Consider the following 23693-nt stretch of genomic DNA (forward strand, 5'->3'; position numbering starts at 1 on the left):
GGACTCTCCCACCGACAGCGATTATCATTCTGGAACCTAGTATTGTCGTAGAAAACTCGGTTTCTGGACGGCGAGGCGTAAGTTTTAGTAAATTTTTGTAACAAATTGTCGCGTCAGCGCATAAAATCTCGATCGACACCCTGATAGATATACAGGGAACTCGTTTTCTATGCAAACAAGCAATGCCAACCCAACCATCGACTCTGAGGTGCACGTGAAAAAATTAAAAAAAATGTTTGAACAAACTTCCTCTCGCGGGTTTGTTCAAAGTTGTCTGTCGCTGACTGCTTTTACTTTATTGGGATTTACCGTAGTTGAACCAGTCAGCGCCGCCAGTATCCATACAGGTTTTTCCTCCTATGCCATTACAGACCTCGGCCCCGGCAACACTTACAGTATCAACAATCTCGGACAAGTGGTAATGGGTAAAAATGGTGTGGGTTGGATTTGGGAAAACGGTCAATTGACTGAAGTTACCGACAGCACTTGGGCTTACCAAATCAACACTTCCGGTCAAGTTGTGGGCCGATATCTCAGCGAAAATTGGACGGATAATGCCTATTTGTGGGAAAACGGTCAAAGGACAGACCTCGGTTATTTTGGTGGCATTAGCAGTAGCGCTAGTGACATCAATGATGCTGGGCAAATAGTTGGTAAGTTTAACATTACCCAAGAGCAATTTAACCCCTTTGTATGGCAAAGCGGTGTAATGACAAAACTCGATACTCTTGGTTTCAATGGCGGGGCTATGAGTATCAATAACAAAGGGCAAGTAGTTGGTTATTCCGGTCTTGTTTTCGGCATAACTCATGCTGCCTTGTGGGAAAATGGCACGATCGTAGACTTGGGAACTCTGGAAGGACACAACGACAGTATTGCTTACGATATCAACGATTTGGGACAGGCGATCGGCCATTCAGCAGATAAGAACACTCGGCAAAGTAAACCTGTTATTTGGTCAAACGGTAAACTTACAGAACTCAAAACTCTCGGTGGCAATGTCAATTACGGGGTTGCAATTAATAATAAAGGACAAGCAGTCGGTTTTGGTAACACAAGTGTCAATGGCAGCCTCAGTCACGGTTTAATCTGGGAAGACGGCGAAATGGCTAACCTTAACAGTTTGATTCCTGCTGATTCTGGGTGGTTTTTACAGCAAATCAGCGGCATTAACGATCGCGGTCAAATTGTCGGTCAAGGGATTAACCGCGCGACTGGTACAAATCATGCTTTTCTGCTCGATCCTATCAGCGGTAGTTCTCAGCGCAATCCTGTATTACCCGATCGTTTTGAGGATGGTTGGCATATTTTTAATAATGTAGCAAATCGCCTGTGGTTTGACCCGCCAACCTCGGCGGGTTTTGCGTTCAAAATCGGCGAGGATATTGTTGGGTCAAGTCCGATCGCATTTAATCCCAAGCCAACCGAACCATCGCTATTTACGAAAATTCTCAGTTTGCCCAGCGGTATTGATGCTGACGAACTTTTTTCTATCGCAGTTGGCGGTCAAGAAATCGGTAAATTCAAGCCTAATGAAATAGTGGATTTTGTGGCTTTGCTCGGTTACGGCGTATCGGAGTTTAGCGTACTCGGTATCGATGCACCAATCGAGCCGACTAACCCTCTAGCATTCCCAATAAAATTAGAATCAAATCGGGATAAGTTCTCGTTTAAAATGCGGGCGATCGATGGTGCTGAACCTGTTCCCGAACCTTCAGAAATTGGAGGGATAGTAACTGCGGCTGCAATTTTCGGCGGCTTGTTATGGAAACGCAAACGCAGCGATCGAAAAGTGCAAGTCAAGTAATCTTTTGCGGGGGCGATCGATTATATTTAATTAAGCTGTTTTACATTTAAATCGATCGGGCTATCTCGGCAAGGCTTGCGGTTTCAGCACTCAAAAATCCCAGTTTAAATGCGAAACAGCTTAGGGTTTGCTGAATAATCGATCGCCCGCAAAGAACAAGTCCGATTTCTGGTATCCCCTTGACAACTGCCATACAGGCTTAACTTATTACCCATGGGTAGAGGCTGTGGGTACGGTGGCAGTTGCGGTTTGGCAAGGTTGAGGGCGCGCCACAACAACGAAACTTCGCCGTGTGGGGGGCGGTTCGGCAAGGTTGAGGGCGCGCCACAACAACGAAACTTCGCCGTGTGGGGGTAAGTTCCGGTTCGAGAATGTTTTGGCGAGATCCCTTCCTGAGCCGACTTCTGGCGGCTCCATTCTCCAATTTATAAAGTTTTATGAAGATTAGGCAGCGTTCTGCATAAAACTAACGCCTGCTTCCAGATAGATAAGTAACGGCCGATTTTTGAGGGTGACGGGAACTCTACCTTTAACCCTCGCTGGCTGTGGGACTCGTGCATCAACAACAGAAACTGGGTTTTTTGCCCTGCGTGCGATCGCTAGAAATTGCCAGGATTGTTTTATAAAATGCCACTAAAAATTCTGTCTTACCAGTTGACAAATTGCAAATTACCAGCGTTCGATCGAACTTATACAAAACAGGAGTAAAAACTCAAATGGTTTGTCAAATCTTCATAAAGCCTTCATCAAGTCTTCATCAAAATATCGATTGACAGGAGAGAAAAAATGCCTAATAATATAGTTCGTCAAAAAGATTTTCATGATTCATCCATTAAAGCCTCATATTATCATTCTGAGTGAGGCAAAGCATCTTAAACGACAGTTTAAGTATTAAAAATTCGCCATACCTGTATTTATTTCCGGGTCGTTGTTTTTTGATAAACCTAAGTTGATTAAGGAAAGGGGTGTATAAAATGTCCAATATTCAAATCGGTAGCCTCAACGATAACTATTTCTCGATCGGTTCTACGGATAACACCGATCCTAAAGATAGCTATTTTTTCAGTCTTCCCAGGATGGGTAGCGCCCGCATCTCCGCGATCGGTGTTAGTGGCGATATCAATATGGAACTGCGCGACAAAGAAGGGAAGGTAATCAAAAGTATTTCAACTAGCGACGTAAAAGCTGGAATTATTAACATCGATAATTTAGGGGCGGCGGATTATATTTTAAATATTTCTCCTGTTTCCGGCTACACAAATTATCAAGTCAGTTTAACTGCCGATGGTAGAATCGATCCGTTAAGCGGTTTGGGGGTTGATGCGGGATTTTTTGTCTCGCAAAAAAGTGAAGTAGGCTTCGATTTTCTCAACGATGGCGGCAGATATCAAGGGGAAATAGCTATTTTTAGTCTCGATGGTATGGAGCGATTTGCTTCAGATTATAAGGGATTTATGAAGGAAGCTGCCAGACGATCGCTGAGTAATTCTGTATTGGGTCATATCACGATTTTTGAATCCGTAGAGGGGGGAAATCCTCTATTTCGTGGCACTTTGGGAGAAGAAAATTATAATGATGGGCCGTATCAGGGCGTGAAGACATTTACCACAACTCCCGGAAAGGCTTATGCTGTAATGTTGGTGCCAAATGGTACAGTGCAAGAGGTTTTTAACAATCCCGATATTGGTGGAGATAAGCGCCCGCTGTTTTCGTTATCTAGTCTCAACCCAAATGATGCTTGGTTGTACGGTCAAATAGCGGACGTTGATGGTGGTGGCTTGGTATTTTCCCTAGAGGATCAGCGGGTTGATACGGGTTCGGATGGCGATTATCAGGATGTTATTTTTAAGTTGACAGGTGCGATCGGCAAAGCTGTACCGTTGAAAGAAGTAATTAATCCGGCTAAGGATTGGACTACTTCTGAAGGCGGGAAGAAATTTATCGATTTTCTCAAATCAAAGCCACCAATAAATACGCCACCGAAAGACTTACAGTTCGATTTAAAAGCCATTTATAAAATTGGTGAAACGATTGAGTTAACAAGTGGAAAAGTAATCGATGGTAATGGGGCGATCGACCTAGACAGAATAAAATTATCATTGCGAAAAGCAGGCGATGAGTGGACTAATTTAGCAGATGCAACGAATTTTACAGCCGGCAGTCAGGGGTTGGCAACTTTTAGTTATTCTTTACCTGCTTTAGGGGCGGGGAATTATGAATTAAGGGCGATCGCCTATGACAAAGCAGGCGCTACCAGCGAGACGGTACTCAAAAGCTTTAGTGTCAAAGAAGCTACAGTTACGCCAACTCCGACACCGCCAACTCCGACACCTACGCCGCCAACTCCGACACCGCCAACAAATACAGCTCCTAAAAACTTGCAATTTGATGTTTTACCTGCTTACAAAGTGGGAGAACAAATCAGCTTTACAGGCGGTAAAGTTTACGACGCCGACGGTGTTGATAACCTGGAAAAAGTAGAGTTTTCTAGAAAGAAGGAAGGCGGAGAATGGATGAAGGTTATTAATGCTGAAAATTTCATCGCTGACAGTCAAGGCTGGGGAACTTTTAGCTATTATTTGTCGGATTTAAGTGCAGGGGAGTATGAGGTAAAGGCGATCGCCTATGACAAAGCAGGCGCTACCAGCGAGACGGTACTCAAAAGCTTTATTGTCAAAGAAGCTACGGTTACGCCAACTCCGACACCGACACCGCCAACCCCGACACCTACGCCGCCAACTCCGACACCGCCAACAAATACAGCTCCTAAAAACTTGCAATTTGATGTTTTACCTGCTTACACAGTGGGAGAAACAATCAGCTTTACAGGCGGTAAAGTTTACGACGCCGACGGTGTTGATAACCTGGAAAAAGTAGAATTTTCTAGAAAGAAGGAAGGCGGAGAATGGCTCAAGGTTATTAATGCTGAAAATTTCATCGCTGATAGTCAAGGCTGGGGAACTTTTAGCTATTATTTGTCGGATTTAAGTGCAGGTGAGTATGAGGTAAAGGCGATCGCCTATGACAAAGCAGGCGCTACCAGCGAGACGGTACTCAAAAGCTTTATTGTAAAAGAAGCTACAGTTACGCCAACCCCAACTCCGACACCGCCACCCCCAACTCCGACACCGCCAACCCCAACTCCGACACCGCCAACTCCAACTCCGACACCGCCAACTCCAACTCCGGTTAACCGATCGCCAGAAAATTTGCAATTTAGCCTGCCAAATATTGCTAAACCCAATGAGGCAATTCCGCTAACAAATGGCAAAATTTTTGATGCTAATGGAGCTGATACTTTAGCCAAAGTAGATTTTTGGTTGCAGAAAGAGGGGGGAGAATGGACAGATATTAATGATGTTACTACTTTTACTTCCGACAGTTCCGACAATCGTTGGGCAACTTTTAATTATACGTTGAGTGGGTTAGTGGCGGGTAAATATCAGTTGAAGGCAATCGGCTACGATAAATCTGGTGCAGCTAGCAATGAAGCGAGTCGCAATTTGTTAGTCAATAGTGCGCCGGGGGATTTACAATTTAGAACTTTACCTCTCTATACCAAGGGTGAAAAAATTAGCTTTAGTGGCGCTAAGGTTTTTGATACAGAAGGAGTCAGCGATATTGCTAAAGTCGATTTCTGGTTCCAAAAAGAAGGTGGTGAGAAAATTGAAATCGCTAATGATGTTACTGAATTTACCACTGACAGTGATGGGTTCGGCCGATTTAACTTTAGTGATAATTTGAGCGGTTTAGCACCGGGGCGCTATCAATTATCGGCGATCGCCTATGATAAAGCAGGTGGTGCTAGCCCGGTTGCGAGTGAAAGGTTTGCGCTGATTAGCGATCCGGGTGCAGATGGGTTGTCTGATGAAGTCAGATTGGCGATCGCAGGTTCAGCTAATCTAAAAAAATACGATCCAGAAACCTTGGCTAAAACGCGAGAATGGTTAGTTTGGCTGACCCCCGGCAGTTCTTCCTCGCAGTTGGCTAGTAGTTTAGGCGCTTTAGATTTAGGTACAGCCGGACACATTCCCAACACTTACCGATGGCAATTTCCAGAAGATGCCGATCCATTGCAAGTTCAGCAGTCTTTACTTTCGCTCAGTCCGGTAGAATTTGCCTATCCCCTTGTTCCCATACAGCCAAAATTGCTGTCGGAACCCAAGGATGAACCTTTGGTAAAAGATGGAACTCAGTGGCACTTGCAAACAGGCATTAACCCAACCGCTAATGTGATGTCTGCTTGGGAGTTAGCGCGAGGGAAGGGTGTAGTTATTGGCATTGTTGACGACGGCTTTGAGTACGAGCATCCAGAATTGAAATCTCAATATCGATCGGATCTGAGTTGGGATTTCAACGAAAATGATGCCAATCCCTTACCCACTTACCAGGGGAAAGTGATTAAGGAATATTCCACGGACAGTTCCCTGAATAGTGGAATCAGAGACTTTCGGCAGACGACTTTCCCTATAAAGGTTCCTCTGACAGGAGTGGTAACGGACGTGAACGTTCAACTGAATATCCAGCACCCCAAAATCTCTGATTTGGAAGGGTATTTGGTAAGCCCCAAAGAACCCATATTTGACCCCCTAGTTTTCCGGTCTTCGTGGCGCAATTGGTTCCCCAGACCGGGCGATCCGCCTGCTGCACCACCAGAAGTTGAACTATTCCGAAATATCGGCGGTAGTGGCAGTAATTTTTCTGGTACAACATTTGACGATCGAGCAACAACACCAATCTCGACCGCCTTTGCACCTTTTACGGGCAGTTTCAAACCGCAGGTGAGTTTGGCCGATGCTAATAACCAGTGGGCACCGGGTTATTGGCAATTAAGGATTAACAATGAAGGACAGTTAAACACTGGAAAAATCAATCAGTTTGGTTTGGATTTCAGTACCTACAATCCTCATGGAACATCGGTAGCAGGAGTTGCGCTTGCTAATGGTTCTAATGGCTATCAAGGCAGTGGAGTTGCTCCGGAAGCTTCCTTCGCTGGATTGCGCCTAATTGCTGATAAATTTGACGATATAATTTTAGCGAATGCGCTGTATGACCTGTCTGATAAAAAGCGCAATCAGTCCATTGATATCTACAACAATAGTTGGAAGGAAGAGGATTGGCTGAGTGACTCCGGTCCCGGTGTGGAAGCGATGCGGCAAGGAGTCAAACTGGGGCGCGGCGGACTTGGTAATATCTATGTTTTTGGTGCTGGTAACGATGCCTTAGATGACGGAAATGTCAACTATAACGGATTGGCTAATTCTCGCTATGCGATCGCCGTAGGTGCGATCGACAATCGGGGCTACAAGTCACCTTATAGCGAACCGGGAGCCTCTCTATTAGTATCTGCATATTCGAGTGGCAACGGAATCGGTATTACCACACCCGATCTGCAAGGTAGCAGGGGATACGACGAGAAGGACTATACCACTGGCTTTGGCGGAACTTCAGCGGCGGCACCTTTCGTATCAGGGGTTGTTGCCTTGATGTTAGAAAAAAATCGCTCTTTGAGTTGGCGGGACGTGCAGCACATCTTAGTAGGAACTGCTCAGAAAAATGATGCTTTCGATCCAGGTTGGTCACAAAATGGAGTAGGGAATTGGGTTAACCACAAATACGGTTTTGGGGCTGTCGATCCAAAAGCTGCGGTGGAAAAAGCTGCTAATTGGACATCTGTCGATCGAGAAGTTCAGGTGAGTTCTAACTTACAAATTGTCAAGGCAAGTATCCCTGATGGCACAGAAACAGGTTTGTCTTCAAAGATAACAATTAATGAAGATATTAATGTCGAGAAAGTTGAAGTTGTGTTTGACATTGACCACAATGATTGGGGCGATTTAACGGTAAAATTAAAATCGCCAGACGGTACAAATTCATTGTTAGTGCTGGCATTACCTAAGGAAAGAGATCCCAACAATAACTATCCAATAAAGCCTGAATCAACTAAAACACCTTGGCTATTCACTTCTAACCGCTCTTGGGGAGAATCTTCTAAAGGCGACTGGACATTAGAAGTTATTGATGAAAACGGAAATCAAATTCAAGGATTCTGGGATAGTTGGAAGCTAAATATTTACGGAACTAAGCCAAATGTATCTATAGAGGCAACAGATCCGAGTGCTTCAGAAAATGGCGATCCTGGTACAGTGACTATTTCTCGGAAGGGTCAAACAAAATACAATTTGAAGGTCGATTATTTGGTGGGAGGAACAGCTAGTGCAGGTCTAGATTATCAGAGATTGAGTGGAAGTGTCACGATTCCTGCCGGTCAGTCAAGTGTCGCCATTCCGATCGTTCCAGTTGATGACAATTTAGTGGAAGGAGATGAAACGGTAGCGCTTACGTTATCAACAGGTCAAGGTTACACTATTGGGAAAGATGGCAGTGCGACAGTGACGATCGCCGATAATGATGAGCCACCGAATGTTGTTACCAATACCAAAGACAGTGGGCCTGGTAGTTTACGGGCGGTTTTAAATTGGGCCAATAGCAGCCCTGGCAAGGATACAGTTCTCTTCAAAATTCCGAGTACCGATGCGGGCTACAATACCAGCACCAATGCTTTTACCATTCGACCGCTATCGCCACTGCCACAAATTACCGATTCAGCGATTATTGATGGCATGACTCAGCCAGGATATTCAACTCGACCAGTAATTGAATTAGATGGCAGTAATGTATCAGTGGATGGTTTGTATATCTCTGCTGGCAACAGTACGGTTAGAGGATTGACAATCAACCGTTTTGGTGTTGACGCTATTCGATTGGCTGGTAATGGCGGCAACATCATTGAAGGAAACTTCATCGGTACAGATGTAACTGGCACTCAAGATTTAGGTACGGGCTTTAGTGGCATTTCAGTTTGGTCGCCTAATAATACTATTGGCGGTACAACACTTAAAGCAAGAAATATCATATCGGGTAACGATCGTGTTGGCATTTACATAGAGGGGGCAAGTGCTAGCAATAACCTCATTCAGGGCAACTATATCGGTAGCGATATCACGGGTACTCAAAAATTGGGAAATACAAAAGGTGGTATTTTGATGTTGGGTGCGCCTAACAATACTATTGGTGGAACAGCACTTGGGGCATCAAACTTGATATTCAGTAACGGTAGAAACGGTATCTATCTTATGGGTGATGGTGCAACGGGCAATGCTATTTTGTCTAATTCTATTTCTGGGAACGAACTCTTGGGAATCGATTTAGGAGATAATGGATTGACTGTAAATGATGTGGGAGATAGCGACACTGGTCCTAACAAATTCCAGAATTTCCCTGAGTTGACTTCCGCTATCTCTAGCGGTGAGACTACGGTAATTGAAGGGAAGATAAACAGCACTCCCAACACTACATTCAGAGTAGAGTTCTTCTCTAACAAGGTTTTAGATGACTCTGGTTTTGGTAGTGGTGAATTTGGTAGTGGTGGTTTTGGCGGTGGCGGTTATGGAGAAGGAGAGAACTTCCTTGGATTCCAGATTGTGACGACCGATAGTAGTGGCAATGCGACAGTCGCCGTTAAGTTACCGTTGGCTGTTCCCATCGGTCAATTTATTACTGCTACTGCTACTGACCAGAATAATAACACTTCGGAGTTTTCTCAAGGAATTGCGATCGCAGCTAATCCAGCATCCACAGAACTATTTACCGACATTAATGCTAATTTGGACGGAGTTTTCTACAGTTCGGCAGCTTGGGGAGATTACGATAACGATAGCGATCTAGATATTTTGGTGACAGGCACAAACGGTCCGAATTCTGTAGCCAAAGTTTACCGAAACGATAGCGGCAACTTTACAGATGTTAATGCTGCTTTGACTGGAGTTAAGAATAGTTCGATCGATTGGGGAGATTATGACAGAGATGGCGATCTTGATATTCTGCTAACAGGTTTGGATAATGCCTCAAATCCAGTCTCGAAAGTTTATCGGAACGATGGCGGTAATTTTACGGATGTCAGTGCTAACTTGCAAGGAGTTTGGAATAGTTCAGCAAATTGGGGAGATTACGATAATGATGGCGATCTCGATATACTTCTGACAGGTGGTGCCATTATTTCTGGTTCCTCGGTTAAGATTGCGAAAGTCTACCGTAATGACAGCGGTAGTTTTACAGATACAGCCGCAAATTTACAGGGAGTTTGGCAGGGTTCAACAGATTGGGGTGACTACGACAAAGACGGAGATCTCGATATTCTCATAACTGGTAATTCTGATGGTTCAGTTTCAGCAGATATCTCTAAGATTTATCGCAACGATAATGGCAGTTTCACAGATATAGGTGCGCCATTAACGGGCGTTTTTTCGGGTGATGCAGCTTGGGGAGACTATGACAATGACGGCGATCTAGATGTACTTTTGACTGGTTTAACGCCGAGCAATTCATCTCCGGTTGCTAAGATTTATCGCAATGATGCTGGCAGTTTCACGGAGATTCAAGCGGGCTTGCAGGGAGCTTATTATAGCTCTGTAGATTGGGGAGATTACGATAATGACGGGGACTTAGATATTCTTTTGACAGGTGCTTCGCCATCCAGAATCTCAAAACTCTACCGCAATGATGGCGGCAGGTTTACCGATATTAGTACCAACTTACAAGGAGTTTTTGGCAGTTCAGTAAGTTGGGGAGACTATGACAACGATCGCGACTTGGATCTGCTCTTAGCTGGCAATCGCTTGGGTTCTCCTTCTGCTAGTACCAAAGTTTACAGAAACAACCTTTTCACTGTAAATACTGTCCCGGTAATACCCGCTGGACTGATCTCTTCAGTTAATGGTAATTCTGTCAGCCTAAACTGGAGTCCTGCTACTGATGCTGAAACACCGCAAGCAGGTTTAACTTATAACCTGCGAGTAGGAACAACTCCTGGAGGTTCAGATATTATGTCTCCGATGGCTAATAGCAATGGCACTCGCAAAGTAGTTCAAATGGGCAATGTCAATCAAAACACAAATTGGACGCTGAAAAATCTCAGACCGGGTACTTATTATTGGAGCGTACAAGCAATTGACACTGCTTTTGCAGGTTCGACATTTGCTACTGAAGGCAGCTTTACAGTTTTAGGTGTAGGTGCAATTGGAAATATAAGCACTACAGTTACACCTATTTCTTAATAATATCCGTAGTTAGATCTGTAGGTTGGGTTGAACGAAGAGAACCCTCCGCTAAACGCTCCGCCCAACATCAACTAGAAGAAGGTGTTGGGCGAAGCGGAGGGATCATTCTTAAACCCAACCTACTTATGTGAGCGTAGTCGAAGGGTCGAAATGCCTACTTCGACTACGCTCAGTGACCAAAGCACCTTAGCGACTGCTATATCTTCGGCTCTTTGTGTTGTAAGATAACTAGGACTTGCATATAAATACTAAAAAAACCAGGTTTTTTATGAGTATTCAAGGTCGGGAGTGCCTTATTTTTGTAAAAAAAATCGGTTTCTGCCTCCAGGACTAATCATCTTAATATTTTCATCGATCGCCCGTTTTTATATCCTGCATCCCCGTGAAAAATAAAACAAAATTAAAAATATTCTGTATTCTTTTTTACATTTGTGGCTTTCCCACTTTGGCAACTGCCCAAATTCTCCCCGATGCCACTCTACCCAACAATTCCACCTTCACCGAAAACGACAACACCTTCACCATTGAAGGTGGCACAGCAGCGGGCCGCAACCTGTTCCATAGCTTTAGGGAATTTTCCGTCCCCACTGGTGGCACAGCATTTTTCAACAACGCTGATACGATTCAAAATATTTTCACTCGCGTCACAGGTGGGTCAATTTCTAACATTGACGGCATCCTCCAAGCTAACGGCAACGCTAACCTATTTCTCCTCAACCCCAACGGCATTATTTTTGGCCCGAATGCCAGCCTGAATATCGGTGGCTCGTTTCTTGGCACTACAGCCGATAGTATTAATTTTGCTGACGGCACTTCATTTAGTGCTAGAAATCTCCAAACAACTCCTCTGCTAACTATCAGTATTCCTACCAGCTTGCAATTTACAGGAACTCCCGCACAGATCCGCATTGAGGGGAATGGCCACAACTTCAGCTTAGGTGATGATGACCAAGTAGATAGGAGCGATCGCCCTGCTGGTCTTGAAGTAAAAGCCGGGAATACCTTAGCGCTCATTGGGGGCAATGTCACCCTAGACGGCGGAAACCTCATGGCTGAAGGAGGGCGGATTGAGCTTTGGTCTGTGAGAAACGGTCAACTTACTTTGGATAGCAGCGGACAAATCGGAATCGGCAATGCCCAACCAGCCCCGGAATATGGTGACATCCAATTCACCAACGCAGCATCCGCCGACGTTAGTGGTCTCGGAGGTGGAACCATTCAAGTACAGGGCCGAACTGTCGCCCTGACAGGCGGTTCGGCAATATTAAGTATCACTGAAGGATCGCAGCCAGGAGGCGCTTTAACTGTAAATGCCTCCGATTCCCTAGAACTAATTGGCACTACAACCGAAGAACGCCCCTTTTTCCGTAGCGGCTTGCTGGCAGAAACTCAGGGCGATGGCAATGGCAGCAATTTAAACATTGATACGGAGAGGTTGAGTATTCGAGAAGGAGCAGTCGCACAAACTGCTACCTTTGCGGCTGGCAATGCCGGAAATTTAACCGTCCGAGCTAGGGAACTGGTGGAACTGAGGACTCCTGTCATAGATGCTGAAGTCACTCTGAACGTTGGTGGTTTGTTTTCTGGAGTCGGTTTAGAGGCAACGGGAAATGGAGGTAATCTAACTGTTGAAACCAGACAGTTGTTTCTGCAAGGTCAAACTGAGATTGCCAGCACTACTAGCGGTATTGGTCGATCGGGAGATTTAACAGTAAACGCCACCGATTTGGTGCAATTGTCAGGAATTAGTGGTTTATTTGCAAATGCACAAGCAAATGGAAATGGAGGAAATTTAACAGTTAATACCAGACAGTTGATTGTGGAGGAAGTAGCTCAGATATCAACGTCTACTTTTGCCTCTGGCAATGCAGGAAATTTAATAATTCGCGCTTCTGACTCAGTGGAGGTAAGGAGTGGCGGTGGTATATTCGCTCAAGTCAACGGTCAACAAACAGAACAGGGAGAAATTTTGCCAGCAACGGGAAACGGAGGTAATTTGACGGTGGAAACCAGACGGTTAACAGTCCAGGGGGGCGGCCGGATCTCCGCAACAACGTTCGGCGAAGGGTCAGGAGGAACCTTGACGGTTCGAGGTATTGGGTCAGCAGAAACAGCAGCAGTTACTCCTGCGGAATTAGTGGAAGTAATCGGAACCTCGGCTGAGGGGAGTCCCAGCGCTTTATTTGCCAGCACACAAGCAAGTGCTGCCGGGGGCAATATCACAATTGACGCAAGGCGGGTGGTTGTTCGGGACGGCGGACAGATAACAGCCTCTACTCTGGGTGCAGGGCCAGGAGGCAGTATTGTGGTTAAAGCTTCCGACTCTGTAGAATTGAGTGGCATTGGCAGGACAGAAACAGGTGAAGCAGTGCGGACAGAAGAAGGCGAGGTACTCCGCAGCGGCTTGTTAGCTCGGACGCGGGGCGGTTCTGGCGATGCTGGCAGTTTGAACGTCACTACTCAAAGATTGACGGTTGAGAGGGGAGCAACACTAACAGTTAGCAGTCGGTTGGGAACAGGGACACCAGCAGCCGGCAACCTGGAGGTAACAGCTAGTGATATCAGACTAGACAGAGGAACCATTACGGCAGAAACTAGATCCGGTGACTTCGGCAATATCAACCTCCAAGCGTCCAACTACTTACTGATGCGCGACAACAGCAACATTACCGTTACCGCCACCGGCGATGCTAGGGGCGGCAATATCAACATCAATACCAGAGCCTTAATTGCCGGTATCAAGAGCGACATCACAGCCAATGCAGTCAACCGCGAAGCCGGCCGCGTCGAAATTACAGCCCCAGAAGGCATTTTCGGAGCCCGATCGCGCCGCCTCACAGATCCCGCCTCCAACCTCACCAGCGACATCACCGCTACCTCCCTGGCCGGCCCGCAACTCGACGGCGAGATACTCCTCAACACCCCTGAAGCAGACCCCACCCAAGGCGTGGCTAAGCTACCAGAGACGATCGCCAATCCCGACGCGATCGCCCAAATTTGTCCCAATCAACGGAAGCCGGGAGAAGATAGAACCTTTACCAGAACAGGGCGCGGCTTGCCTGCCAATCCAGGGGAAACCCTCAGTGGCGGCTCTGCAACCGTCGGTTTAGCTGACGCCGTACCGCCTGTCGAAGGGCGATCGAGAACTGCCGCACCCCAGCAAGCGGTTCGCCCCGCTTCTCGCCCCATCCAAGCAGCCCGAGGTTTGGCGGTTAACAGCAAAGGAGAAGTTATCTTCACTGCTTATCCTGCTGCGGTGCCGCTGCAAAGTCCCGTTATTCCCCACCCAGCCTGCGATGTTCAATAACAGAAACCGGAACAGGGGCGATCGCTGGCTGCCGTTGAGTGCGGGCTTGTTAGCAAGCAGCTTGGCGGCTTGGCCGCTGAAGGCGGAAACTTTGCTGCAACCAGCAGGAGAGTTGAATCCGGGCGGCCCAGACTTGACGGTTCAAGTACCCAATCCCGCAGAACCTTTAGAACCGCAAACCACTCCTTCCCGGCAAAACCCGCAAAATCTGCCACCTACAGAGCCCTCTCCCACCCTGGAAGAAAGAAAGACTGAACCCAATTCCGATACCGGTGAAGCTTACGAATGTTCTATCCCAGTGCCGCCAGCAGATCGATCGCCCGCAACTCCAACGGCAACTCCAACGCCGGAAGATAGCAAAACTGATGAGGCGATCGAGGCAATCTCGATCGCTAATTTTCGCTTTGTTGGCAATACTGTTTTTAGTCAGGAAACTCTCGATCGAGAAATTACCCGAAAATTTTTAGAATTAGACAGCACTACTAATCGATTTCGAGCAGGACAAATTACTTTTGCTCAATTGCAGCAAGTAATTTCGGAAGTCACAAAGTTTTACAACCAAAGAGGATATATTAACTCTTTTGCCTACATTCCTACTACCAGCGAAGAACCAAATCAAAGATTGCAAAATAGGGGCGTTCCTGGAGAAGTTATTATTAAAATTGTCGAAGGCGGATTAGAATCAATTCGAGTCAGGAGGCGGACGGGAAGGCAACGCCTCAACCTCGATTATGTATGCAGCCGTTTGGCGATCGCATCGCAACCTTTACAAGTTTCTCGCCTGCTAGATGCTCTGCGATTGCTCGAACTCGATCCATTAATTAAAAAGATTACCGCTGAATTGATACCCGGTTCGCAGGTACACAGAAGCAGTTTAGAAGTTAAATTCGAGGAGGAACAAACTTTTAGTGTCGAAGTAGCGATCGATAACCGCCGAGCTCCAAGCGTCGGTACTGTCCGCCGCCAAGTGCAACTGAACGAAGCAAATTTATTGGGCCGGGGAGATGATTTGAGCCTTGCCTACACGAATACCGACGGCAGCAATGCTTTCGATTTAAGTTATACATTGCCCTTAAATCCGAATAACGGTACGATTAAGGTAGCAGCAGGAACAACTGCAAATCGCGTCGTCGAACCGCCTTTTGAAGATGTCGATCTCAGAGCAGCGGCGCGATATTTAGATATTACGATGCGCCAACCTTTATTAAGGACTCCCAGACAAGAATTTGCCCTCGGTTTGACTGCAACTCGGCGGGAAAGTGGCACTTCAATTTTAGGTGAAGATTTCCCCCTCTCTCCGGGAGCCGATGAAAAAGGGCGATCGCGCATTTCGGCCCTGCGATTCTTTCAGGATTGGACGGTGCGAAGTAATGAAGAATTATTAGCGTTTCGATCGCAATTTAGCTTAGGATTGAGTGCTTTTAATGCTACTGTTAACAGTGAAGCTCCTGACAGCAGATTTTTGGCATGGCGGGGACAGGCGCAGTGGGTTCGCCGTTTGGCAAGAGACACTTTTGTCTTTGCCAGCAGCGACTTGCAATTAGCAAATAGAGCGCTTTTACCTCTGGAGCAATTTGGTCTTGGAGGTTTCAATAGCGTGAGAGGCTACCGGCAGGATCTACTTTTGGGCGATAACGGAATTTCCGCATCAGCCGAGTTGCGATTTCCGATTGTTGGTAGGTCCGATCGAGGGTTAGGAGTCGTTCAAATTGCTCCTTTTATTGATGCAGGCACGGTGTGGAACAGCTCCGGTAGAGAGGATTTTGACCCTCAAACTTTGGTGTCTATGGGGGCGGGACTGCGGTGGGAAATGAGCGATCGACTTGCAGCAAGTTTTTACTGGGGCATTCCTTTAGTTGACGTGAATTCGAGGCAGAGGACATGGCAAGAAAAAGGGTTACATTTTTCAGTGCGATCGAGGTTTTCTTTTTGAAACTTGTGCGCCAAATCAAGATAAAAAAAATCAGGTTATTTATTCTCCTATTTTTAACAGTATTGTTCTCTTTTTTAGCAACAAATGTCCGAGCTAACCAAATATTTAATGGGGAAGTAGGAAAAACAGAAATTACTCAACAAGATCGTGCAAGGACGATACAAGATCGTGTAGGAATGATACAAGTTCCTGTAGGGTTGAGTGCTACTGCCCTCCAGCAGCGAGAGGGAAGTGAATCGGAAAAGTTAGCGAGGGAACGCTATGCGGCGGGAGAATTTGAGGAAGCAGCAAAATATTGGCAGCAAGCTGCGGCGGCTTTTGAAGTTAAGGGAGATTGGTTAAATCAAGCGATCGCCCTCAGCAATCTTTCGTTAACTTACCAACAGTTTGGACGCTGGCAGGAGGCCGAAAAAGCAATTGAAAAAAGTTTGAGTTTGTTGCCGCAGGAATCAAGAGCAAATTCGCCAGCAGAATTAAGGGCGATCGCTCAGACTCTTGATATCAAAGGCAACGGGCTATCGGATCGGGGGCAAGTCAATATTGCTTTAAAAAGTTGGCAGCAAACTGCTAGTATTTATGTTAAATTAAAGGATGAGTTCGGGTGGAAGCGCAGTTTAATTTCTCAAGTCAAAGCCATGCAAGAGTTAGGGCTTTACGAACAGGCTTGTCAAACATTAATACCCGCGATCGAGGTGGATAACAAAGGAAAATTTGCCCTGCCCGATCGAACTTGCTCGCAGTTAACCGACAGCAAAAGTTTAGATCGATTACAAGGGCTTTTACAAAAACAATTAAATCCAAATTTTAAAAGCATCCAATTAACAGGAAGTCGCCTACTCGGCGATGTTTTGAGGCAGCTTGGATTTTTAGACAATTCACAGAAGTTTTTGGCAGCAGTCGATCGAGCCATTACTCAAGAGAAAAACAATCAAGAAAAAGCTTTAGTTTGGCTGAGTTTAGGCAATACTTACGAAGCTTCGGGGAATAGAAATCGATTTCTAGCTGAGTCTGGAGATAACACTCAAATAAATTATTACTCAACTGCTTTAGATTACTATCGAAGAGCGATCGAGGTTGCTGGAACTTCCTTTATTAAAATCCAGGCAAGGTTAGATTTATTCAGCCTTTTAGTAGATCCAAAAATTGGGAATAAGATAAATCTCCGAGAAGCAGAAGAGTTGCGGTTGGCAATTTTATCTCAGTTGAGTCAGCTACCGCCGAGCCGCCATAAAATATATGGTGAAGTTAGCTTGATGAATAGCTTAGCTAACCTGAAAAATGAAGAATTAAAAGCTGCAAATAACCCACCTAATTTCAGGGCTGAAAAGTCAGAATCACTCTCTAACTACTGTTTGCCCGATTCCTTAACTGTTTCTGAAAGCTTGTCTCAAAATACTCAAGATTTATCTTGGAGAGAAATTGTAAATCTGGGAGCCCAAGCTGTCAAATTAGGTAAGGATTTAGGCGATTTAAGGGCAACAGCCTATGCTTTGGGTAATTTGGGCGGAATTTACGAACAGAAACAGCAATGGTTAGAGGCTCAACAATGTACGGAACAAGCTTTACTTTTGTCGCAAAACGTGCAGCTAAATTCGCCGGATCTTGCCTATCAGTGGCAGTGGCAATTGGGGCGGATTCGTCGGGATGGGAAGGCGAGGGATGTTGAGGGGGCGATCGCGGCTTATACGGCTGCATTTAATACTTTACAGTCGGTACGCAACGATTTGGTGCCAATTAGTCGGGACGGACAGTTCGATTTTCGCGATCGGGTAGAACCAGTGTATCGCGAATTGGTGGATTTGTTGTTGCGGGGCGAAGAACCGAGTCAGGAGAATTTGAAGCAAGCCCGAAATGTCATTGAAGCCCTTCAAGTTGCTGAGTTAGATAACTTTTTTAGAGATGCTTGTCTTCAGGTTAAAACTAAACAAATTGATGGGCTCGATCGAACAGCGGCAGTGATTTATCCAATTATTTTAGAAGATAGGTTAGAAATTATTGTCTCCCTACCCGATCGACTATTGCACCATCGCCCATCCGATACACCTCGCAGAAAAGTTGAGACTCTTCTGAAAAACTTGCAAGGCGAATTGAGCGAAGCAGATGCACCTGCTGAAGTTACAAAAATTTCTAAAATAATTTATGGGTGGTTAATTAAACCTTTTAATAAATATCTCGAACAATACCCTGAGTTAAGAACATTAGTATTCGTCCTAGATAGCAGCTTCCGCAATATTCCAATGAGCGTCTTATCTCATTATGATGAAGTTACTAAAAAAGAAATTTATCTAATCGAAAAATATGCTATTGCCCTAGCACCAGGGTTGCAACTCATCAGTCCTCATTCTTGGCAACCAGAAAGGTTGAAAATTTTAATTGCAGGCTTGAGTGAAGAACGGATTTTTCCTGGGAGAAAAGCTTTCCCCGCTCTTAAATATGTAGATCGGGAGTTAGGAAATATCAAACAAGAGGTTTCTAACAGCGAAAAACCGCTGATTAACCAAGATTTTATCAAAAATAGCTTAAGAGAGCAAATTAACTCTTTTCCTTCCTCAGTGATTCATATAGCAACTCATGGTGAATTCAGTTCCGATCCAGAACAAACTTTTATTGTAGCTTATGATGGCGTGATTCAGAGTAAAGAGTTAAGTGATATACTCAGCAGCAAGCGCGATCGCAAAGATAATAATATTGAATTATTGGTTTTGAGTGCTTGTAGAACAGCCAAGGGCGATCCTAGAGCTTCATTAGGGCTAGCTGGAGTCGCCGTGCGATCGGGAGCGCGCAGTACATTAGCAACATTATGGTATGTTGACGATGAGTCTACGGCGGAACTAATGGTTAAGTTCTATAATGAACTAAAAAAACCTAATGTGAATAAAGCTGAAGCGCTCCGCCAAGCCCAATTATCACTTCTAGCCAAAAAATCCGATCCCTATTATTGGGCTCCTTTTGTTATGATCGGAAATTGGTTGTAAGAATAGTCTTTTTATACCGAGGCTACCAGACACTATATAACGAGGGTAAAAAACCCGGATTTGATATAAATCTTTTAGCGAGGCAGTACCGGGCCTAGTATCTTTTCTTCCTTCAACTTTTCCAAATCCATCGCTTTCAAGATGTTCGCCCAGTCATCAGGGCGACTGCGAATTTGTGCCAAGTCAGGCATATCATACCAAAGCTGGTTAGCAATATAGATTGCAGCACGATTTTCTCTTGTTGCAGCCTGCAACTGAGCGTCAAGATTTCCTCGATCGACCCGTTTTACTAAACCTGTATGAAAAACTGCATTAGACCCCGGTAATGTTTGAGATGAACAGTAAAGTCGGAAATACCAACGATAGGTTTTATTTACCTCTAAAGGTTGTCGATCTTTGGGAAGGTTAACACTAACAATTCCCGGAGTTTCAGGTAGTTTGAAATCGATTTTGTAGACGCGATTTCCTCCTGCATCTTCTAAAGAAAAAGTTCCATAGCTGACGCTTTGACTTCTGTAGGGAACATAAAACCACAAGGTAGGGCGATCGGTAATTGTCGAGACTAAAAAATCTGGACTGTTAGGAGGTAAAAAAGGGGTAAAAGGTAAACCTGCTGTCTCTTCACAAGGCCCGCGAGTTCCTGTGGGCTTTCGATCGGTAGCTCTATCACTTACGGGTGGTTGTTGGGTTTCAGAAACTACGATACCGTTTAAATTAAGTTGCACCTGTCCCAAAACTAAGCAGTTTGTCACGTTAATAACCGCCAGCGTCCAAGCGCAGGTGAACAGAGTTTTCATATAGGTATCCTGTAGGAGCTGCTATGAGTCTTTCCTAGCATTGTAGACTATTAAACATCCGCTAGCACCTAACAAAGCAAATCCTGATGGTACGAGGGGTAGCACGCATCCTGATTTCAGCAAGCTAAACCCGCAGCTCCCAGATAAAATAATGAGTAGCGCTCCTTGAGCTAATCCTAAATGCAGTCGTGATTGAAGGTGGATAGCACAAAAACCCCCCACCACAGACCAAAGCAAAATCAAAACAGTATCACCCCACTGAGGTAAAAACCACATCAGGGGTATGCGATCCTCAACGGCAGTAATAATTTGACTTACCCTCTGGGCTAAAAACATTAAGCTAGGAATCTCTTGGTTGTAAGGTGTGTTATGGTTTGCGTTGTTTCTAGTTGGATCTGTAACACCAATTAAAACAATTTTATCCTTGATATCAGATGGATTGACCTGCTCGTTGAGAATTTGGATCAGAGTTACTCGCTCAGCAATGTCAATGAGCGATCGGCGCGATCGATAATTCAAGATTATTTGAAATCCACCTAAGTTTTCTTTTTGATAAAAACCTCGATCTGTTTCTAAATTTTTGAAATCAGTTTTGCCGATTTTCCAATAATTTTCTCGAAACTCGACTGGCAGCTTGGAACTCCGATCGGCAGTATTATTCGGTTGGTTTTGCAAATAGTGTAAAGCTAGTTGAAAACTTAGCGAAGATGAGGTTTTGCACTGAGAAGACGGGTAGGGCTTCATAGCCAATAAATGTCTCCGGATCGCGCGATCGGAATCTTCTACAATATCCCCAAATCCAGGACGAGCGTCGGGCAGACCGGGAGGCGGTGCAACCCCTTCTAGAAATTTATCCCAAGGAAACATACATATAGGAATTACCCGCTCGTGCTGCTGTAAGTATTTAATTAAATCATCACGTCCTTGTGCTTGTGGAACATCTCTATAAATATCCAAGCCAATAGTTCGCGGTTGGTGCTTATTTAATTTTTCTAAAACCCGAACTATTGTTTTATCGTGTAAGGGATATTCATTATTTAATTGCTTAAAATCATCGGCAGTAACTTCAACAATTAATAAGCGGGAATCCAGCCCTTTATCCGGCATTATCTGTGCGATTCGATCGAAAGCTGTTTTTTCTAAAGGTTCTAACAATCCTAGCGATCGCACTCCCACGACTGTGCCTGTGACTAACACGCTAGCTACCAATACAGTCCGAAGGTTGCGCCAAATCGAAACACGCTGACGCTCTTCCTCATTTCCCTTCAGCAACTCATCCCAACTTGGAGGCTCAACAGCAGGGTGTTCGTAAACCATCGGCAGCCAACTAGCACAGGGATAATCACCATCCATCATCCCGTGTAGGCTTTCTCGCGCCTTCCTAACAGAGTCCCGCAAAGGCTTCTTTTCTCTAGCAAATGCCTCTAGAAAATATTCCAAAAACTTCTGAGCGACTTCATCCGGCACTCGCTCTCGCATGGCAATTACAGCAGGAATTTGCAGCGAAGCTAGTTCGTTGACTAATCCCATGCCGTCACAAGAATTAAAAATTGCTAATTTCAACCCGTGCTTAATCGCATTTTGTAAACCATACTTTAAATCTTCAATTGCTATGCTTTCAGTTTCACTGAGAGCAAGCTTGCCCTGGCTGTAATCTGAATTGCTAGAGCTATGACCTGCGAAAAATAAAATGTCCCAATTGCGCTTCCATAACTGTTCGTTGAGCTGGGTGCTGCGAATAGCTATTACAGCCTCTATCTCGGCATCCCTTTCAATTAACGATTTCCAATACTCTAAATCTGCCTGAAGGTTTATGTCTGTATGTCCTCCCAAAACTACCAGAATTCTGACCTTATTTTTAGAGTTAGTTGGTTGGTAATTACCAAGTGTATTAGTTAACCTGCTGAAACTAGGCTCAATTTTCAATTCGTCAAGTTTATCCCAGAGGTGCCAAGGCAAACCCCAGAAATAAATATCATCTGTTTGAATCATCAATCTGACATTGCCTTTCTCAGCACTCAATACTTGTAATAACTTATCCCTGACAGACTGAAAAAGACTGTCCCCAGAATTCAACCAAGTATTAATACGCGCCTTCACTTGAACCGCTAATTCTTGAACCGAACTTTTGGTAATTTGCCCTTTTTTATGTTCTAATTTGCGATAACAACCAAAACCGCGTACAGTCCGCTCTAATCGCAAATCCTCATAGGCTTTCAGAAAATCTTTAGCCGGTGGCAACCGCCCCCTACTTTCAGCCATAGCCGAGTGAATGCTATCGCCAATTCTTAGGGCGACAGGATAGCGCTGCTCGCTGTCAACATCCCCTATTTCCAAGATTACGAGTTTGCTCATAGCTTTTGACCTTCCAAATACCGATCGAGTTAAATAGTAAAATCTTCTGTGACGCTAACTTGCTGCAAAGCAACCTTCACCTGAAAATAATCGCCGAGATCCGCCGTAAATTCATATTCAAGGCTATCATTAACCATATCCGTGCGTTCTTCCCCGAAAATTTCGCCTCCTTCATCTAAGACAAGAAGTTCGAGATTTGGTGGCAGAGTTTGCGATCGCACGGGGCTTACTCGCAAGTGAACGTTCGTTTTATCGCTTCCTTCCGGAAACAGCGTCACTACCAGCACGACGCGCTCGGTATCAAGTCGCATTTCCAAATTAATAATCTTACCAACTCTCAAACCCGCACTGGCATTTTTAGGGTCAATTTTTCCCAAACTCACAGCCGCTTGACGGCGCAAGATATCATCTTGAGTTGTTTGTAACAAATCAGTCAATGCTGCGATCGCCTCCGCATTTCCCGGTTCGACGCGACCTAATAATTCGGCGACCCGCCATTGATTCCCTTTATTGCGCTTATCCTTCAACAGTTCAATCAGCGTGGGAATTTTATTATGGCTGCTAGAATAACCGTCCCGATACCTCTGATTTCCTTCTAGAGCATAAACCAAATTAGGCTCTAAAGTTCCTAATTTTTCTACTATTCCCTCCACTGTCTGCCATCCTTCGTGCAAATAACTCTTGACCCGGTGAACTAAATTTTCTCGATCTTGAGTGGAGAAAATTAATCCGCTTGCTACCTCCTTTTTCTCCAAAATCCCTAAACGCTTTCCATACAACAATTGTCTCAATTCATCATTTGCCAAAAATGCAGCCCACTGCTCAAATGTAACTCTCAGTCGGGGAGAATATATTGATGAATCGCTCAAAAGCTGTAATAATTTTGCAGCCTCTCCTTCAGATAAACTTGGCAATGGTGAAACTTCTTGTTGCAAGTTTAACCCAAAAGTAAGTTGCATCACCGTAAGGGATTCTGTTAACTCCTCGATCGCTAAACAATAAGTCCGATCGCCCGCATTGTATCTGCCGTCATTCTTTAGCTGGCGGTGCGTCGCAAAGCCGCATAACTCTATCCAACACTCACCATCATCCCCATCTAAATTCACTTGTACGGGGAGATAATAGTCAGCACTCCAGTTAGGAATATCCACCCATTCCTGCGGTACGCAAAACTCTTCTAACTCTCCCTCATCACTGGGAATTAACACCAACCTAGTCTCGCCAATTTGAAATGCAGTACCATTCACCACTTCCCAAATACTAGCAATATCCTGACCGTGCCAGACTGAAGGTTGAGGGAATGCTTCTTCTGCCAGCCATTCCGATAACCAGTTCAAGAATGTTTTTAAACAAACACCATTGAGATAAGCATTGTAGCGCGAAATCGGATTAGAATGATG

9 protein-coding genes are annotated in these 23693 nt (G+C 45.0%); 5 read left to right on the forward strand and 4 right to left on the reverse strand.

The genetic code is table 11. The annotated features are described in order from the left end of the window. Positions 1 to 169 precede the first annotated feature (169 nt). Positions 170 to 1807: a PEP-CTERM sorting domain-containing protein gene (locus JGK22_RS25580; RefSeq protein ID WP_293182996.1), complete on the forward strand. Its 1638-nt coding sequence runs from the start codon at positions 170 to 172 to the stop codon at positions 1805 to 1807. Between the two features lie 46 nt (positions 1808 to 1853). Here JGK22_RS25580 and JGK22_RS25585 read toward each other — a convergent pair whose 3' ends face one another. Further along, the gene (locus tag JGK22_RS25585) at positions 1854 to 2000 is read right to left on the reverse strand and encodes a hypothetical protein (RefSeq protein ID WP_293207467.1); all 147 of its coding nucleotides are present in this window, start codon (positions 1998 to 2000) and stop codon (positions 1854 to 1856) included. Between the two features lie 781 nt (positions 2001 to 2781). On the opposite strand from JGK22_RS25585, the gene JGK22_RS25590 reads away from it, so the two are divergent. The 4 genes from JGK22_RS25590 (at position 2782) to JGK22_RS25605 (ending at position 19141) form a co-directional block, all read left to right on the forward strand. Continuing rightward, a complete protein-coding gene (locus JGK22_RS25590) occupies positions 2782 to 10923 on the forward strand; it encodes a S8 family serine peptidase (RefSeq protein WP_293314051.1) in 8142 nt (2713 codons plus the stop codon). Positions 10924 to 11371: 448 nt separating this feature from the next. Beyond that, positions 11372 to 14233 (forward strand): filamentous hemagglutinin N-terminal domain-containing protein, encoded by a 2862-nt coding sequence (locus tag JGK22_RS25595; RefSeq protein WP_293314053.1) that lies wholly within the window; start codon positions 11372 to 11374, stop codon positions 14231 to 14233. Then, complete coding sequence (locus tag JGK22_RS25600) at positions 14223 to 16166, forward strand: ShlB/FhaC/HecB family hemolysin secretion/activation protein (protein WP_293314055.1); 1944 nt, start codon at positions 14223 to 14225, stop codon at positions 16164 to 16166. Before JGK22_RS25595 ends, JGK22_RS25600 begins: the two co-directional genes overlap by 11 nt. A 176-nt stretch (positions 16167 to 16342) precedes the next feature. Then, positions 16343 to 19141: a CHAT domain-containing protein gene (locus JGK22_RS25605; protein ID WP_293314057.1), complete on the forward strand. Its 2799-nt coding sequence runs from the start codon at positions 16343 to 16345 to the stop codon at positions 19139 to 19141. Between the two features lie 74 nt (positions 19142 to 19215). Here the strand turns inward: JGK22_RS25605 and JGK22_RS25610 are convergent, their stop codons facing one another. The 3 genes from JGK22_RS25610 to JGK22_RS25620 form a co-directional block, all read right to left on the reverse strand. After that, a complete protein-coding gene (locus JGK22_RS25610; RefSeq protein ID WP_293207475.1) occupies positions 19216 to 19938 on the reverse strand; it encodes a DUF928 domain-containing protein in 723 nt (240 codons plus the stop codon). 21 nt (positions 19939 to 19959) lie between these two features. Next, a complete protein-coding gene (locus tag JGK22_RS25615) occupies positions 19960 to 22293 on the reverse strand; it encodes a CHASE2 domain-containing protein (protein WP_293314059.1) in 2334 nt (777 codons plus the stop codon). A 29-nt stretch (positions 22294 to 22322) separates the two neighbouring features. Further along, on the reverse strand, positions 22323 to 23693 hold a 1371-nt coding region (locus tag JGK22_RS25620), incomplete at its 5' end, for a DUF1822 family protein (protein ID WP_293314061.1).

The organism is Microcoleus sp. PH2017_08_TRC_O_A (genome assembly GCF_020738665.1).
Classification (GTDB): Bacteria; Cyanobacteriota; Cyanobacteriia; order Cyanobacteriales; family Microcoleaceae; genus Microcoleus.